The sequence below is a fragment of the Cupriavidus sp. 2SB genome (assembly GCF_005503625.1).
GTDB lineage: Bacteria > Pseudomonadota > Gammaproteobacteria > Burkholderiales > Burkholderiaceae > Cupriavidus.
The window spans coordinates 1-17,255 of the sequence record NZ_SCMX01000017.1 but is presented as its reverse complement, the minus strand read 5'-3'; the positions used below and the strand labels follow the sequence as shown (position 1 = coordinate 17,255).

Sequence of the window (17,255 nt, the reverse complement as noted above, 5' to 3'; positions counted from 1 at the left end):
TCCACGACACCACGGCAGTACGACAACAAGACTGACAGAACAACCACAACAAAGATAACAAGGAGGATCGCGCATGGCGAGCAATACGGTGGATCGGCTGCTGCCCGGCAAGCCTTATCCGCTCGGCGCCCACTGGGATGGGCTGGGCGTCAACTTTGCGGTGTTCTCGGCCAACGCCAGCCGTATCGACCTGTGCCTGTTTTCCGGCAACGGGCGCAAGGAAATCCAGCGGTTGCCGCTGCCCGAATGCACCGGCGAAATCTGGCACGGCTATCTGCCGCACGCGCAGCCGGGCCTGCAATATGGCTTTCGCGCGTTTGGTCCCTATGAGCCCACACGTGGCCATCGGTTCAATCCGCACAAGCTGCTGCTCGACCCTTATGCCCGCGCCCTCAGCGGCCCGGTGCGCTGGTCTGACGCGCTGTTCGGCTACCGCCTCAACAGCCCGCGCGCGGACCTCACACCCGACCGCCGCGATAGTGCGCCGACCATGCCCAAGGGCATCGTCGTCGACCAGAGTTTCAACTGGGGCGACGACCGCCCGCCGCAACACCCGTGGCCGCAGACCTCGATCTATGAAGTGCACGTGCGTGGCGCATCGATGTTGCGCGAGGACCTGCTGCCGCAGTATCGCGGCACCTTTGCCGCGCTGGCCGATCCGCGCTTCATCGACCACCTGCATCGCATCGGCGTCACGTCCATCGAGCTATTGCCGATCCACGCCTTCCTGCAGGACCGCTTCCTGATCGAGCGGGGCCTGCGCAACTACTGGGGCTACAACACGCTCTCGTTCTTCGCGCCGGAACCGCTCTACCTGTCCGGCCGCCAGCACCACGAGGTCAAGATCGCCATCCGCCGGCTGCATGCGGCAGGCATCGAGGTATTGCTCGACGTGGTCTACAACCACACCTGCGAAGGCAATGAGCTGGGGCCGACGATGTCATGGCGCGGCCTGGACAACGCCAGCTACTACCGGCTGGTGCCCGGCGACGAGCGCCACTACATCAACGACACCGGTTGCGGCAACACGCTGAATCTCTCGCATCCGCGCGTGCTGCAGATGGTCATGGATTCCCTGCGCTACTGGGTGGAGAACTTCCACGTGGACGGATTCCGCTTCGACCTCGGCAGCACGCTGGGGCGCGAGCCGCATGGCTTCGATCCCAACTCGGGGTTCTTCGACGCCATCCTGCAGGACCCGGTCCTGTCGCGCACCAAGCTGATTTCCGAACCGTGGGACCTGGGCCCTGGTGGCTATCAGGTGGGCAACCATCCGCCGGGCTTTGCCGAGTGGAACGACAAGTTCCGCGACAACGTACGCCGCTTCTGGCGCAGCGACGCGGGGCAGCGCGGCGAACTGGCCGCGCGCATCACGGGTTCGGCAGATCTGTTCGATCATCGCCATCGCAAGCCATGGGCAAGCCTGAACTTCATCACCGCGCATGACGGCTTCACGCTGGCCGACGTGGTCAGCTATGCGCACAAGCACAACGAGGAAAACCGCGAGGACAACCGGGACGGCAACGACGACAACGCCAGCGCCAACTGGAGCGCAGACGGCAGCGTGGAAGGCCCGACGGACGACGAAGGCATCCTGGAGACACGCAGCCGCGTAGCACGCGCGATGATGGCCACGCTGCTGCTCTCGCAGGGCACGCCGATGATCACTGCTGGCGACGAATGGGGACGCACCCAGCGCGGCAACAACAATGCGTATTGCCAGGATAACGAACTGTCGTGGCTGAACTGGGACGATGCCGCCAGTCCGGCCAATGCGCCCATGATGCGCGTGGTCAGCCGCCTGCTGGCGCTGCGCCGGCAACTGCCCGTGCTTACCGAGAACCGCTTCGTGCATGGCCGCTCGCAACCGGCACCGGGCCTGCCCGACATCGCCTGGTTCGGTCCCGATGGCAACGAACTCAGCAGCGATCAGTGGGCAAATGCCGAAGACCGCACGCTCGCACTGCGTCGCGCCACGCATAGCCGCGAGGAAGAAGTCGAGGTCATCCTGCTGTGCCTCAATGCGAGCCATGAGGACGTGTTCTTCCGCATGCCCACGCCGGGCGAGGATTGGCGCCTGCTATTCGACAGTGCCGCGCCCGATCTCGAAGACGAACCCGTGGCGCTCGATGCGGAAGGCCGCCCTGCCTACAAGGTGGCGGCACATGGCCTGGCGTTGTTGTCGGCCGCCGTGCCGCGCGAAGAGGACCCTTCATCGTGAGCCGCCATTCATGAGTACCAACGGACCCCTTCGCGATCTGGCCGAACGTGCCGGGCTGCAATTGCAGTGGCGCGACGCCTGGAACCGTCCACAGACGCTGTCCGACGACGCGCTGCACACGGTGCTGACCGCGCTCGAATTGCCATGCAGCACACCGGGTGAATGCGAGGCATCGCGCGCCTGGCTGGCTGCCGACGATGCCGCGCATCCGCTGCCGCCGTTGATCACCGCAGATCTGGGACAGCCCGTCAGCGTGCCGTGGATTCACACCATGCCCCAGCGTCCGTATCGCCTGACGCTGGAAGATGGCAGCATTGTCGAAGGCATCGCGCATCGCAAGGCCAATGGCGAGATGGAAATCGCGCCAGTTTCGCAATGGGGCTACCACCATCTGCGGCTGGGCGATGTGGAGACCACGCTCGCCATTGCACCGCCGCGCTGCTTTGGCGTAGCCGATGCACTGGCCGATTCGCCGCGCCGCGTGATCGCCACCAGGCCATGGGGCCTTTCCGTGCAACTCTATGGCCTGCGTCATGGCGCGTCGCGCGGCCTTGGCGACCTCACCACGCTCGCGCAGTGCGCCGAAGCTGCCGCACAGGCCGGCGCCGATGCCGTGGCGATCAATCCGCTGCATGCGGGCTTCTCCGCGCTGCCTGGACGCTACAGCCCTTACGCGCCATCGAGCCGCATCCTTTTCAACCCGCTCTACGCCGACCCCGCACACGTGTTCGGTGACGATGCCGTGGCGCAGGCTATTGCGGCACTCGCCCTGGGCTCGCCATTCGCGGACGCCGAAGCGCGCACCGAGATCGACTGGACGGCCGTCTCCGCACTTCGCCTGGCGGTGCTGCGCTGGCTATGGGATCGGCACGACGCGCTGCTCACGCCATCGCAGCAGCAAGCGTTCTCCGCATTCCGCGCACGCGGCGGCAAGGCGCTGTTGGCGCATGCATGCTTCGAGGCCATCCAGGCGGATCGCATGCGCGATACGCCTGACACGGCAGCCGACTGGCGCCAGTGGCCCGAAGCATTGCGGAGTCCCGATGCGGCCGCCGTCACCGCATTCGCCGCCACGCATGCCGATGCCATCGGCTTCCACACCTTTCTGCAATGGCTGACGTCCGAAGGGCTCGAATCCGCGCAGCAATGTGCGCGGCGGTCGGGCATGGCGATCGGTGTGATTGCGGATCTGGCAGTGGGCACCGATCCCGGTGGCAGCCACGCATGGACCCGGCAATCGGAGATCCTGAACGGCTTTCACGCGGGCGCGCCGCCCGACCTCTACAACCCGCTGGGGCAGGACTGGGGCGTGGCAGTGTTTTCGCCGCGTGGACTGCGGCGCCATGGTTATGCCGCATTGATCGAAATGCTGCGCGCCAACCTCGCCCATGCAGGCGGGTTGCGCATCGACCACGTGCTCGGACTGGCGCGCATGTGGCTAGTGCCTGCGGGCGCGCCAGCCAGCCAGGGTGCCTATCTCACCTATCCGCTCGACGACATGCTGCGGATCGTCGCCATCGAATCGTGGCGGCATCGCGCCATCATCATCGGAGAAAACCTGGGGACCGTGCCGGAGACCCTGAACGCCGCACTGTCGGCGCGCGGCGTGCTGGGCATCGACGTGCTGTGGTTCGAACGCAAGGCCAGCGAAGAGGACGAAGCGGAGGGTGAAACTCCCGCTGCAACGGAGGCACCCACGGCGGCCGAACCGGTGATCGCGCCATTCCTGCCACCCGATCAATGGCCGGCGCAGGCCATCGCCACGACAACCACGCACGACTTGCCCACGATCGTGGGTTGGTGGTCGGGCAACGACATCCGGTGGCGGGCACGGCTGCACCAATTGGGCGAGCACGACACCGAGGCCGCCCTGCTCGATGCGCGTGCACAGGAGCGCGGCGCGTTGTGGCAAGCGATGTGCGAAGCCAATGCGGTGAGTGGCGCGCAACCCGGCCCTGACGCCGCCCCGGTGGAAGCCATCCTTGCCTGGCTGGGCCGTGCCGCCACGCCGTTGCGGCTGGTGCCCGTGGAAGACCTGCTTGCGCTGCGCGAACAACCCAACCTGCCCGGCACCATCGACGCGCATCCCAACTGGCAACGCCGCCTGGACCCCACCGTGCGTGACACGTTCTCGCGCGACGATGTGCGCGGCCGCATTGCCGCGCTACGGGGCGAGGCGATATGACGACGATGTCAATGCGCCCCGGCGTCGTTCCCTTCGGCACCCGAGGATTGCAGCGCGCGGCACAGGGCGTCGACGGTCAGCGGCTTGACCAGATGCGCGTCGAATCCCGCAGCTTCCGTGCGGCGGCGATCCTCGACCGTCCCGCGTCCGGTCAGCGCAAAGACACGCATGCCCGTGTGGGCGGCGCGCAGCAGCGGCAACACTTCGAAGCCGCTCATGTCGGGCATTTCCAGGTCGAGCAGCACCACATCGGGTGCGAATTCACGCACCAGCTCCACCGCCCGCATGCCCGTGTAGACGGGGCGCGCTTCATGGCCCAGCACGGTCAGCAGCTCTGCCATGCTGTCGGCGGAATCCATGCTGTCGTCGACGATCAGGATGCGCTTGCCCGCGCATTCGCCCATGGTGGCGCGCGGGACATTGGCACCGTCCATCTCTACCTGGGGCAGGATCACCGTGAACGTACTGCCATGACCCTCGCCCGCACTGGTGGCCTGTATCACGCCGCCGTGCGCTTCGACAATTGCGCGCGCCAGCGCCAGTCCGATGCCGAGTCCGGTGCGCGCGGTGTCATCGCCCTCCTGCGCAAACAGGCTGAAGATGCGGTCCAGCGCAGCCGGCGCAATGCCGCGTCCGTTGTCAGCGATCGACGTGATCACGTTGGCGTCCGCGACACGGACCGTCACCGCAAGGGCACCGCCCCGCGCCGTGTATTTGGAGGCATTGCTGAGCAGGTTCGACATGACCTGTTCCAGGCGCTCTGCGTCGCCGTTGACGAACACCGGTCCGGACGGCAGCGCCACGGCAAGTTGCTGGGCCGCATTCTCGATGGCTGGACGCATGGCCTCCACGGCAGCGGACACCACCTCGTTGTAGAGAATGGGCACAGGCTGCACCTTGAGCTTGCCACTGGTGACACGACCCACATCCATGAGATCGGACACCAGCCGCGTGAGCAGGTGGAGTTGCCGGCCGATGATTTCCGAGCAATGCCGGATGCGCGGATCGCTGACGGGAATCAGCCGGATCACGTCCACCGCATTGCGGATGGGCGCCAGCGGATTGCGCAACTCATGGGCCAGGATCGCCAGGAACGCCTGCACACGATGCCCCGCATGTTCGAGTTCGGCCAGCCGCGCGGTATCCGACATATCGCGCGCCGTCCACAGGATGCCGCTGACGCTGCCGTGGCTATCGCGCTGCAACACCTGGCGGACTTCGCAACGCAGCATGGCGCCGTCGTGGTGCTGCAAGCGTTCTTCGCCCACCCACTCGCCCTTGCCACGCACCGCCTCCAGCGAGGCCGCCTCGCCCGGCTGTCCATCCGGTCGCCGTGGATAGAGCACACCCACCGCACTGCCAGCGACTTCTGCGGCGGTATAGCCAAAGAGCGACTGCGCACCCGCACTCCAGTTCCGGATTTCGCCTTCGACACTGAGTTCGCATACCGCGCACGCCACGAACTTATCCAGCACGTCGAGCAATTGCCCAGACCGGGCTTCGGCGTTGGCGGCCTGTTCTCCGGCTGCGTATTCCACCGTGATGTCGCGGCAGACCACGACATAGCCATCGGGTTGCGCAGTCAACGTGGTTTCCGCCACGAAGATGCTGCCATCGCGTCGGGCCTGCCAGCCTTTGAACCGGGCGCGGCCATCGGCCCGTGCGTTGGCGAACGCCTGGAGCATGGCCTCCGTGGTGTCCGTCGTGTCCTTCCCTGGAGGTTGGAATCGCGAGAGGTGCCAACCCAGCACTTCGTCCGCGTCATACAGGAAGACCTTGCGCGCGGCCTCGCTCCAGTTGCGCACTGCGCCGCTGGCAGTGGTCTCGAAGACTGCAGTGTCGTCCAGCGCGTCGATCCAGGTCTGCCACTGCGTGGTTTCCATCGTACTGTCTGCGCCATGCAGCGCGGGCGGCACGTGACGCGATGCGGCAACCGGCGTCAGGCGAGCCGTCTCCCGTTTGGACATGGGGGGTCCCTCTCTTATGGCGTGGGCGCTGCTTTTCTCGGAAGCGGGGCGAACGGTCGTGTGCGGGCGTCATGGCCGGCGCATCACCCTCTCATCATAGGCGGTAGCGCAACAACGATGTGCTCGCTGCGCGCACGGCTTGCAAGTTTTACAGCCACCGGTACGGTCAACCAGTCAGCCGCTCGCACGTTCTGCACGGGTACGCGCCACCGCGGAAGGCGGCGGCGGATGCTTGTCCGGCAAGTTGCGCGCCGGCTGGTCACCCTTTTCCTTGTTGTGGTCGGGGCTCTGGTCTGGCCGGCGGTCGGGCCGGCGCACCGGATCGTGCGGAATATGGGTCGCCATGGCGCGCCTCGCAATAGTTCGGGAAACGATTGGCGTGATCGTTCACGCCGACGGAAAGCGCTTTCGGGAAGGTCTTCCTCAGAGCATTTTCCATACCAGCCCGGTGCGGCTGGGTCCTCCACACCTTTCACTGGCTTGAATCTGTTAACCGTAGTACCAATCCACCTGACACCTGCCGAGGAGTTCCGCAAATGACCGATGCATCCCGGCTGCGGCCGGACCCTGCAGATGCAATCCGCGAAATGCAGTCCCCTGTCACCCATTCGGGTGCGCCGCACGGCGAACATGGTGACGACACGCGCACCGCGATGTCGAGTGCCACGATCCGGCGCGCGTTCCTCGATCACGTGTTCTACACGCAGGGCAAGCTGCCCGGGCACGCCAGCGGCAACGATCTCTACCAGGCACTGGCGCACACTGTGCGCGACCGTCTGGTGCAACGCTGGATCAGCACGGCCGAGGCATACCAGATGCAGCCATCGCGCACGGTGGCTTACCTGTCCGCCGAATTCCTGATGGGTCCGCATCTGGGCAACAACCTCGTCAACCTCGGCATCGTCGAGGAGGTGCGCGCCGCCATGGCCACGCTTGACCTCGACCTCGACGACATCCTCTCGCACGAGGACGAACCCGGTCTTGGCAACGGCGGCCTGGGCCGTCTGGCTGCCTGTTTCATGGACTCCCTGGCCACGCTGGAAATTCCCGCGCTCGGCTACGGCATCCGTTACGAATATGGCATCTTCCACCAGAGCCTGATCGACGGCCAACAGGTGGAAACCACCGACACGTGGCTGCGCCATGGCAATCCGTGGGAAATCCAGCGGTCCGAATGGGCTGTGCAGGTGCGGCTGGGCGGGCATACCGAGCGGTACACCGATGACCGGGGCCGCTACCGCGTGCGCTGGGTGCCGGAGAAGACCGTGGTGGGCGTGCCGTTCGATTCCCCGATCCTCGGCTACCGCGTCAATACGGTCAACACGCTGCGGCTCTGGCGTGCGGAAGCCACCGAGGCGTTCGACTTCCACACCTTCAACCGGGGCGATTACCTTGGCGCGGTGAACAAGAAAGTCACGTCCGAGAACCTTACCAAGGTGCTGTACCCCAACGACGAAACGGTGCAGGGCAAGGAACTGCGGCTGGAGCAGCAATACTTCTTCGTGGCGTGCTCGCTGCAGGACATGCTGCGGCTGCTGGCCACGCACGGCATTCCGGTCACGCGCTTTCACGAGAAGTTCGCCGTGCAGTTGAACGATACCCACCCCGCCGTGGGTATCGCGGAACTGATGCGCCTGCTGGTGGATGACCACGACCTGGCCTGGGACGATGCCTGGCACATCACGCGGCACGCGTTTGCCTATACCAATCACACGCTGCTGCCCGAGGCGCTGGAGCAATGGCCGCTCGACCTGTTCCAGCGCATCCTGCCGCGCCATCTCGAAATCATCTACGAGATCAACGCGCGATTCCTCGACGAGGTGCGCATCCGCTTCTATGGCGACGAGACGCGGCTGGCACGGCTTTCCCTGATCAACGAGCAGGGCGGGCGCTACGTGCGCATGGCGGGCCTCGCCTGCGTGGGCAGCCACGCGGTCAACGGCGTGGCCGAACTGCATTCGCGGCTCATGCGCGAGGACGTGCTGCAGGATTTCCACGCGATGTGGCCCGACAAGTTCACCAGCATCACCAATGGCGTCACGCCCCGCCGCTGGCTCGCACTCTCGAATCCACGACTGACGCGCCTGATCAACGAAGCCATCGGTGACGGCTGGATCAAGGACCTCGACCGCTTGCAGGCCCTTGAGCCGTTTGCCGACGACGCCAGCTTCCGCGAGCAGTGGCAGGCCGTGCGCCACGCCAACAAGCAGGACCTGGCGCACGTCATCCGCGAAACCACGGGCGTGATCGTCGATCCTTCGTCGATGTTCGACGTGATGGTCAAGCGCATTCATGAGTACAAGCGCCAGCATCTGGCCGTGCTGCACATCATCGCGCTCTATCACCAGATCAAGTCAGACCCGCACGCCGACGTGGTGCCGCGCACGTTCCTGTTCGCCGGCAAGGCCGCGCCGGGCTACCACTACGCCAAGCTGATGATCCGCTTTGTGACGTCGGTGGCCGAGGTGGTCAATCGCGACCCGCAGGTACGCGACCGGCTCAAGGTAGTGTTCCTGCCCAATTTCAACGTCACGTACGGGCAGAAGATCTACCCCGCCGCCGATGTCTCCGAGCAGATTTCGCTGGCAGGCAAGGAAGCGTCGGGTACCGGCAACATGAAGTTCGCCATGAACGGCGCCATCACCATCGGCACGATGGACGGCGCCAACATCGAATTGCGCGATGCCATCGGCGCCGACAACTTCTTCCCCTTCGGTCTCAACGCTACCGAGGTCTATGCGCTGCGCGCAGCCGGCTACCACCCGTCCACCTACTATGAAAGCAGTCCGGAACTGCGCGCGGTGGTAGACCTCGTGCAGCACGGCTTCTTCTCGAAGGGCGACGCAGCCGTGTTCCGTCCCCTGTTCGACGGCCTGCTGCAGCATGACCCCTACATGCTGATGGCGGACTTCGCGTCGTACCTGCAATGCCAGCGCGAGGTCTCCACGGCCTATCTCGACACCGAGCGCTGGCAGCGCATGTCCGTGCTGTCGTCTGCACGCTCGGGCCGCTTTTCCTCGGATCGCGCCATTCGCGAATACTGCGAGCGCGTCTGGCACGTGGATCCAGTGCCGGTCTGCCTGCTGCGGCGGTCCAGCGGCCATGTCCAGGGGCCGCGCCGAATCGCGGACAGCATGGAAGGCGTCGATAGCTTCAGCGAGCGCTGCAAATAGGAAAGCCCGCGCCGGCAGGCGCTGCCCGCTGCGGCACTTTCTACAACCGCGCGGGCAGCTTATACATCGAGGTTGCACGGATGTTGCGGCGCGGCGGGCCACTCCACCCGCCGCCGCCCGATTTGAAGCGGCCATCGCGCAGTGCAGCAAGCTGGCACAAAGTTCGCATTGTTGTTCGCTCGCGTCGTCTCCGGACGGCCGGGCATCAAGCCGAAGCAGTGGCCAGGCATAACAACAATCGAGCGGAGTCTCACCTTGAACGCGAACATCTTGTTTGTGGCGGCGGAAGCCCATCCCCTGGCCAAGACCGGCGGGCTGGCGGATGTAGTGGGTGGATTGGCGATCGCGCTACAGCAGCGTGGCGCCAGCGTCACCATCCTGATGCCTGGTTATCCGCGCGCGATGGCCGAGGCGCGCGATCTTCGCAGTCTCGGCGCGATCCGATTGCCGATGGCACTGCCGCCGGGCCATAGTCCCGCACGGCTCATGCATGGCCTGCTGCCCGATTCGGGCGTGCACGTGGTCTTCCTCGATTGCCCGTCGCTTTACGACCGGCCCGGGTCGCTCTATGTTGACGCCACCGGCCGCGATTTCTGCGACAACGCCCAGCGCTTTGCGGCACTGGCCCACGCCGCCACGGCCATCGCCGCTGGCGAGACACCCTTGCCCGTACCGGCCCTCGTCCACGCACACGACTGGCATGCGGGGCTGACACCACTGCTGATGCACGCGCGCGGCATCGACATCCCCTCGGCCTGCACGATCCATAACCTGGCCTTTCAGGGCGTGTTTCCGATGGAGATGGCCCCCACGCTGGGCATTCCTGCCAGCTACCTCACGCCGGACGGCATCGAGTTCTGGGGCAAGCTCAATTTCCTGAAGGCCGGCATCCGCTACGCCAACCGCGTGACCACCGTGAGCCACACCTATGCACGCGAGGTGCTCACGCCGCACTTTGGACACGGCCTCGATGGTTTGCTCAATCACCGCGCCGATGTCCTGGGCGCGATCCCGAATGGTGTGGATACCTCGGCATGGTCGCCCAGGACAGATCGCTTGCTGCCACAGCGCTACGATGCACGTTCGCTCGCCGGCAAGCGCGCATGCAAGGCTGCACTGCAGGCCCGTCATGGTTTGTCGCAAGACCCAGATCGCCCCATCGTCGCGATGGGTAGCCGGCTGACGCATCAGAAGATGGCCGATGTGGCGCTTCATGCCATCGAGGCCGCGCTGCATACGCACGCAGACGTGCAATTCGCGGTACTCGGCTGCGGAGACCCCAGGCTGGAAGCCGCATTCGTAGCGCTTGCACAGAAGTATCCGCAACGCGTGGGCGTCTCCATTGGGTATCGCGAGGAAGATGCGCACCTGTTGCACGCGGGGGCCGATATGCTGCTGCATGGCAGCCGCTTCGAGCCGTTCGGGCTCACACCGGTCTACGCGATGCGCTATGGCACCGTGCCCATCGTCTCGCGCGTGGGTGGCCTGGCCGACACCGTGCGCGACGTGGGCGACGAAGCCGCGCCCGCCGCTCGCGCCAATGGCATCGTCTTCGATGGCGAAAGTGTCGAAGCCATGCGCTCGGCCATCGCGCGTGCACTAGGATGGTATGGCCGCACGCGGCACTGGCGCAGCCTGCAGCGCACCGGCATGCAAACCGATTTCGGCTGGGAGAATCCCGCGCGCCAGTATCTGGCAATGTATGGCGCGCTCAATCCCGCACTCGCCACGCTGCCTGTGGTGGACCCTGTGTCGGAACCCGTCGCACCGGTGGTGGACACCGTGCGCAAGGGCCGTCCCGTGGCGATGCCCGAGGCGCCCGTGCTGTCTCCCGCCCAGTCCGGTACGGCGCCCTCGCCGGCCTGACCGGGTCGCCCTGACTCTTGCTTTGAGGTAGCGCATCATGATGACCGCTGCACCGATGGCTACGCGTCCGGGCACGCCGCCCGGACCCAACTGGCAAACCCTGGGCGCCGATGCGCGCCTGATTCCTTGCGGCGAAGACGGCGAGGAAGCCTATCGCTTCGGTCCCGTCAGGCTGGCCGATGGCCGGGTCCTGTTCCGGCTCTGGGCACCGGATGCCGCGGCACAGGGCCAGGCGCTGCGCGTGGAAGTGGCCGGACTGCCGCCCACGCCCATGGTGGCACGCGACGATGGCTGGTACGAAGGTGCCGCGCCGTGCTGCCACGGCGCGCGCTACTGGTTCCGGCTCGACGACGGCACCATCGTCCCCGATCCCGCATCTCGCCAGCAGGCCGAAGATGTCCATGGCGCCAGCGTGGTGTGCCTGCCGGCCACCGAGACGGATTCGTTCGCGTGGCGTCACACCGAATGGCGCGGACGCCCATGGCACGAAGCCGTCGTCTACGAAATGCACGTAGGCCTGTACGGAGGATACGCCGGCGCCACTGCGCAACTGCACCGGCTGGCTTCGCTCGGCTTCACCGCCATCGAACTGATGCCGCTCGCGGAATTTCCGGGCGCGCGCAACTGGGGGTACGACGGCGTACTGCCGTTCGCACCCGAGCACAGCTATGGCACGCCTGACGAACTGCGCACGCTGGTGGATACCGCGCATGGACTGGGGATGATGGTCTTGCTCGATGTGGTCTACAACCACTTCGGACCGGAAGGCAACTACCTGCATCGCTACGCGAGCGCGTTCTTCCGCGAGGATCGCCAGACACCATGGGGCCCGGCCATCGACTTCCGCCGCGCCGAGGTGCGCCGCTTCTTTGGCGAGAACGCGCGCTACTGGCTGGAATCATTCCGCTTCGACGGACTGCGGCTCGATGCCGTACATGCTATCGAAGACGAAGGATGGCTGCCGCAACTCGCCAGGCAACTGCGCGCATGCCTGCCGGGCCGATATCTGCATTTGGTTCTGGAGAACGACCACAACGACGCCGCGCTGCTCAATGCCGGCTATGACGCGCAGTGGAACGACGATGCCCACCATGCGCTGCACGTGCTGCTGACCGGCGAGCACGACGGCTACTACCGCGAGTATCAGCAGGCCCTGCCCGGCGCCACGCCGCCCGCTTCTCTCGGCACGCCCGCCCTGCATCACCTCGCACGCATTCTTGCCGAGGGTTTTGCATGGCAAGGCGAGGTATCGCCGCATCGCAGCGGCATGGGTGGCGACGACGGCGATGGTCCCCTGCAAGGCCGCGAAGTCCGGCGTGGCCAGCCCAGCGCATCGCTCTCTCCCACATCGTTCGTGATGTTCCTGCAGAACCACGACCAGACTGGCAACCGCGCCTTTGGCGAACGGCTCGCGGCACTGGCCGAAGCCGAGGCACTGCGCGCGGCGGTGGCGCTTCAATTGCTGTGCCCGCAGATTCCGCTCGTCTTCATGGGCGAGGAACATGGCGCGCGCACGCCGTTCCTGTACTTCACCGACCATCCGCCCGAGCTGGCGCAGGCCGTACGCGACGGACGGCGGCGTGAATTCGGTGCATCCGCTGCGTTCCGCAATGAGGCCGACGCCGCGCGCATTCCCGATCCCAATGCCGCGGAAACCTTCGAGCAGTCGCGGCCGGTTTGCGATGACACCGACGGCTATTGCCGCGCGTGGAATCACTACTACGGCGAGTTGCTGTCGATCCGTCGAAACGAGGTCATGCCGCGCCTGCAAGGCAGCCGTTCGCTCGGCGTGACGCTGCTCGCGGACAAGGCACTGGTGGCACGCTGGCAACTGGGCGACGGTAGCCGCTTGTCGATCTGGCTTAACCTTGGCGAGGAACCTGTGGTCGTCAATTGCGATGGAGGTCGCATGCTGCATGCGAGCCAGTCCGGCGCCGTTGCCCAACTCAGCGCTGGCACCTTGCCCGAACACTGCTGCATTACCTGTCTGCATCCCGCCTGATGGTGCCATGAACGAAGCTGCCGATCTGACTCACGCCGGGGTGCCCCGCGCCACGGCGCGGCTCCAGTTGCACGCCGCGTTCACGTTTGCCGATGCCGAGTCGCTGGTGCCTTACTACGCGGGGCTCGGTATCAGCCACCTCTATCTCTCCCCGATCACTGCGGCGCGGCCCGGTTCCACGCACGGGTACGACGTGATCGACTTCACTCGCATCAATCCGGAGCTCGGCGGCGAAGAAGGTTTTCTTTCGCTGGCCCGGCGCGCCCGTGACGCGGGACTGGGCATCGTGATCGACATCGTGCCGAACCACATGGCCGCCGATGCCACGCACAACGCGTGGTGGCGCGATGTCCTCGCCCATGGCACGCAAAGCGAGTACGCGCACTATTTCGACATCGACTGGCAATCACCCGACCCCGATTTGCGCGGCAAGGTGCTGCTGCCGATCCTTGGCGATCCGTACTGGGACGCGCTGAACGCGGGCCGTTTCACCACGCGCTGGAACGATGCTGGCGAATCGATGCTGCAATACGGTGATCTCGTATTGCCGCTGACCTTGCCACCCGGTGTGGATACGCTTCCCGAAGACACTGCCGCGCTGCATCGTCTGCTGGAGCGCCAGCACTACCGGCTCGCGTGGTGGCGCACGGGCGCGGCCACGCTGAACCGGCGACGGTTCTTTGAAATCACCGAACTGGCTGGCGTGCGCGAAGAAGCCGACGATGTGTTCGAGGCCGTCCACGCACTGGTCTTCCGCCTGTATCGCGAAGGCTGGATCGACGGACTGCGCATCGACCACGTAGACGGTCTGGCCGACCCGGCCCGCTATTGCCAGCGCGTGCGCGAGCGGCTCGATACCCTGCGCCCGGGCCGCCCCGGCGACCTCGCGCGCATGCATCCATGGCTCGTAATCGAAAAAATCCTCGGCGAGCACGAGCCACTGCCGCCCAACTGGCGGGTGGATGGCACCACGGGTTATGACTTCATGGACGAGGTGAGCGCCGTGCTGCACGACACCCATGGCGAAGCGCCGCTGAACATGCTGTGGATGCAGATCAGCGGCGATGCGCGTCCGTTCTCGGCCTATGTGCATGCAGGGCGACACCGGGTGCTGGCGCGACATCTCGTGGCAGAATTCGATGGCGTCTGCCACCGGCTGCACACCGTGGCGCGCGCCAATCCCGGCACGCGCGATCTCACACTGCATGCACTGCGCCATGCATTGACCGCGTTCCTCTGCGAGATCCCGGTGTATCGCAGCTACTACGCATCGACACCGGCCGATCATCCTCGCGATACCACGTTCGACGCCGAGATGATCGGCACCGCGGCCAACCATGCCCGTCTGCATCTGGCACCCGATGAAACGGCCGCACTCGATTTCATTCTCGGCTTTCTGCGCGACGAGGGAGATGACGAACCCGCCATCGCCATCCGCACGAAGCTGCAGCAACTCATGCCCGCGCTGGCCGCGAAATCCACGGAGGACACCGCGTTCTATCGCTATGGCCGGCTGCTGTCGCGCAATGAGGTAGGCAGTGATCCGGGCACGATCGCCATGGCGCCCGAGCGATTTCACGCTCGCATGCAGACGCGACGCGAACACTGGCCGCACGGCATGCTGGCCGTGGCCACGCACGATCACAAGCGTGGCGAGGATGCCCGCATGCGGCTGGCGGTATTGAGCGAACTCGCGGAGGAATGGGCCGAAGCCGTGGCCGGCTGGGAAGCGCGACTCGCCCCGCTGCTGCTGGCGTCGCCACACGGCCCCGATGGCGTGGACCGGCTGATGCTCTATCAAACGCTGATCGGCGCGTGGCCCGCCGATTCTCAATCGCTCTCGACGGAAAACGCGCAAAAGGATTTCATCGACCGCATCCTGGCGTGGCAGCAGAAATCCATTCGCGAGGCCAAGCGGCATGGCAGCTGGACACATCCCGACCTGGCCTACGAGTTGGCGTGCGAGGCGTTCCTGCCTGCGCTGGCGATGGGCGACGCGCAAAGCGTGCTGGAAGACATCGGCCGCTTTGCCGAACGCATCGGCCCCTGTGCCGCACTCAATGGCCTCGCACAGTCGCTGTTGCAACTGACCGCGCCCGGCGTGCCGGATCGCTACCAGGGCAACGAAGGCTGGGATTTCAGCCTGGTCGATCCCGACAATCGGCGCGCGCCCGACTATGCAAGGCTTCGCAACCAACTCGAATGCCGCGCCGGCTGGGCGCAATGGCTGACGCGCTGGCGCGACGGCCGCATCAAGCAGCAATTGATCCGCTCGGCGTTATCCGTGCGGCGCGAACATCCATCCCTGTTCGCCCAAGGCAGCTACGAACCCCTGCAGGCCAGCGGCGAACTGGCGCAAAGCGTGCTGGCCTTCCGGCGCCGTCAGGGCAACGCGCAGGCCGTGGTTGCGGTCACACGACTGGCCGCTCGCCATGTAGACCCGTCGCTGCCCCGTATCCCGCCGCACTGCTGGCGCGATACGGGCATTCACATCGGCGATGGGGATGGCGACGTGCAATGGCTGGATGCGCTGACCGGCAATGCCGTCAGCGCACAAGCGGGATGGCTGCGCGCTCGCGATGTGTTCGCGATGCTGCCAGTCGCGTTGCTGATCCGGACTTAGTGATGCAGCCGATGCGCATCGGCATCGAGCAGTTTCTCCGCAGCGTCACCGCGCAGGCCACGGTAGTAGACATGCACGCCGATGGCCAGCGAGTCATGGCGGATTTCATTGAGTGCGCGCCATGCCTGCGGCGCGTTGCGGAATGCGAGGTAATGCGCTTCGGACGCCACCAGCGCGGCCACATCGTGCAGGCCGTGGTTCTGCAACGCGCTGACAAGCATGTCGAGGCTGCGATGCGTGCGCGCATCGGTGCGCGGGTAAAGCATGTGGAGCAATGCCACCGGGCCGCCGGGCTGCGCCGTGAAAGCGGCCACGATGTCCTGGTGCTGGAGCGCGGTGACCGGCTCATCGGCCTGGGTACGAACGGGCGGTTGTTGGGCAAACACGGTGTGGTTCATGGCTTTACCTCCAAACAAATCTGAGCGACTGTGGAGGAAAGAATAAGGCAGCTTTGCGGCGGCGCAATATGCATTTGCAACAACAATGCGTTTCATCCTTGCCGATGAACATATTGTTCGCGCCGCTGTCTGAAAGCCATTCGATGAAAGGCTTTAGAAAGAAATCGATCCCAAGCCGAGGTGATGGAGCAGCACGAGACTGTGGCGCCCCTGAAACCAGAGGTCATCGGACACCACCAGCGCGATCATCCATGAGGCGGCAACGACGATCAGGTCGCAGCGTCCGCTATTCCACAACTTCAACGAGTGACGCCCCGCGATCCAGGGCACACCAAGCGGGTTGGGCCAGTCCGCCAGCAGGTGCATGACGCCCCCGCAGGCAAAGCCGAATGCGGGCGCCGCAATGGCATGCGTGCCCAACGCCGTGTATGACCACGCCAGCAGACCGAGCCACGCCACGCCCCAATGCGTCCAGGTCCGATGCGTGATCCACAGGCGGCGCGACTTCGACCACCACGCCACTTCCATCCAGTCGGGCGCCGTGCTGCCCAGCACCGCTGCCACGAACACCGCCGCGCTCATCCAGTGCCACCCGCCGATACCGTGCTTGCAGGCCACGGCGACGGCGATGACGGCCGCCGCCCAGCCTGTGGCGTGATGTGCTTTTCGTGAGGCCATGATGCAACTGCGGTGATTTGCCGGGTCTGTAAGGGGGCGCAATGTTGGCAGATCTGCCCATGAAACGCCAGCGTCATTCCACGCGTCCGACCCCATGCTAGGATGAACGCCCACCCGCCGTCCCCTCGCAGCAGCCTCCGGC

At 65.5% G+C, this 17,255-nt stretch carries 10 protein-coding genes; 6 read left to right on the top strand and 4 right to left on the bottom strand.

Translation table 11 applies throughout. The annotated features are described in order from the left end of the window. Positions 1-73 precede the first annotated feature (73 nt). Both glgX and malQ read left to right on the top strand, forming a co-directional pair. On the top strand, positions 74-2,221 hold the full coding sequence (gene glgX, locus FFS21_RS10475; protein ID WP_137924773.1) for a glycogen debranching protein GlgX: 2,148 nt from the start codon (positions 74-76) through the stop codon (positions 2,219-2,221). A gap of 10 nt (positions 2,222-2,231) precedes the next feature. Continuing rightward, positions 2,232-4,406: a 4-alpha-glucanotransferase gene (malQ, locus tag FFS21_RS10470; RefSeq protein WP_137924772.1), complete on the top strand. Its 2,175-nt coding sequence runs from the start codon at positions 2,232-2,234 to the stop codon at positions 4,404-4,406. Positions 4,407-4,414: 8 nt separating this feature from the next. Here malQ and FFS21_RS10465 read toward each other — a convergent pair whose 3' ends face one another. Continuing rightward, entirely contained in the window at positions 4,415-6,373 is a 1,959-nt protein-coding gene (locus FFS21_RS10465) for a hybrid sensor histidine kinase/response regulator (protein ID WP_137924771.1), read from the bottom strand. Positions 6,374-6,547: 174 nt separating this feature from the next. Beyond that, positions 6,548-6,718 (bottom strand): hypothetical protein, encoded by a 171-nt coding sequence (locus FFS21_RS31995; RefSeq protein ID WP_160473465.1) that lies wholly within the window; start codon positions 6,716-6,718, stop codon positions 6,548-6,550. A gap of 308 nt (positions 6,719-7,026) precedes the next feature. On the opposite strand from FFS21_RS31995, the gene FFS21_RS10460 reads away from it, so the two are divergent. The 4 genes from FFS21_RS10460 to treY all read left to right on the top strand — a co-directional run bounded on the left by FFS21_RS10460 (position 7,027) and on the right by treY (position 16,037). Further along, on the top strand, positions 7,027-9,546 hold the full coding sequence (locus FFS21_RS10460) for a glycogen/starch/alpha-glucan phosphorylase (RefSeq protein WP_137924834.1): 2,520 nt from the start codon (positions 7,027-7,029) through the stop codon (positions 9,544-9,546). Positions 9,547-9,801: 255 nt separating this feature from the next. Beyond that, complete coding sequence (glgA, locus tag FFS21_RS10455) at positions 9,802-11,412, top strand: glycogen synthase GlgA (protein WP_249359277.1); 1,611 nt, start codon at positions 9,802-9,804, stop codon at positions 11,410-11,412. A gap of 40 nt (positions 11,413-11,452) precedes the next feature. Then, positions 11,453-13,414 (top strand): malto-oligosyltrehalose trehalohydrolase, encoded by a 1,962-nt coding sequence (gene treZ, locus FFS21_RS10450; protein WP_502705165.1) that lies wholly within the window; start codon positions 11,453-11,455, stop codon positions 13,412-13,414. Positions 13,415-13,421: 7 nt separating this feature from the next. After that, the gene (gene treY / locus FFS21_RS10445) at positions 13,422-16,037 is read left to right on the top strand and encodes a malto-oligosyltrehalose synthase (protein ID WP_137924769.1); all 2,616 of its coding nucleotides are present in this window, start codon (positions 13,422-13,424) and stop codon (positions 16,035-16,037) included. Here treY and FFS21_RS10440 read toward each other — a convergent pair. Then, entirely contained in the window at positions 16,034-16,435 is a 402-nt protein-coding gene (locus FFS21_RS10440; protein WP_137924768.1) for a hypothetical protein, read from the bottom strand. The genes treY and FFS21_RS10440 overlap by 4 nt on opposite strands. 153 nt (positions 16,436-16,588) lie before the next feature. After that, positions 16,589-17,113, bottom strand: a complete 525-nt coding sequence (locus FFS21_RS10435) for a metal-dependent hydrolase (RefSeq protein WP_137924767.1) — start codon at positions 17,111-17,113, stop codon at positions 16,589-16,591. Positions 17,114-17,255 lie beyond the last annotated feature (142 nt).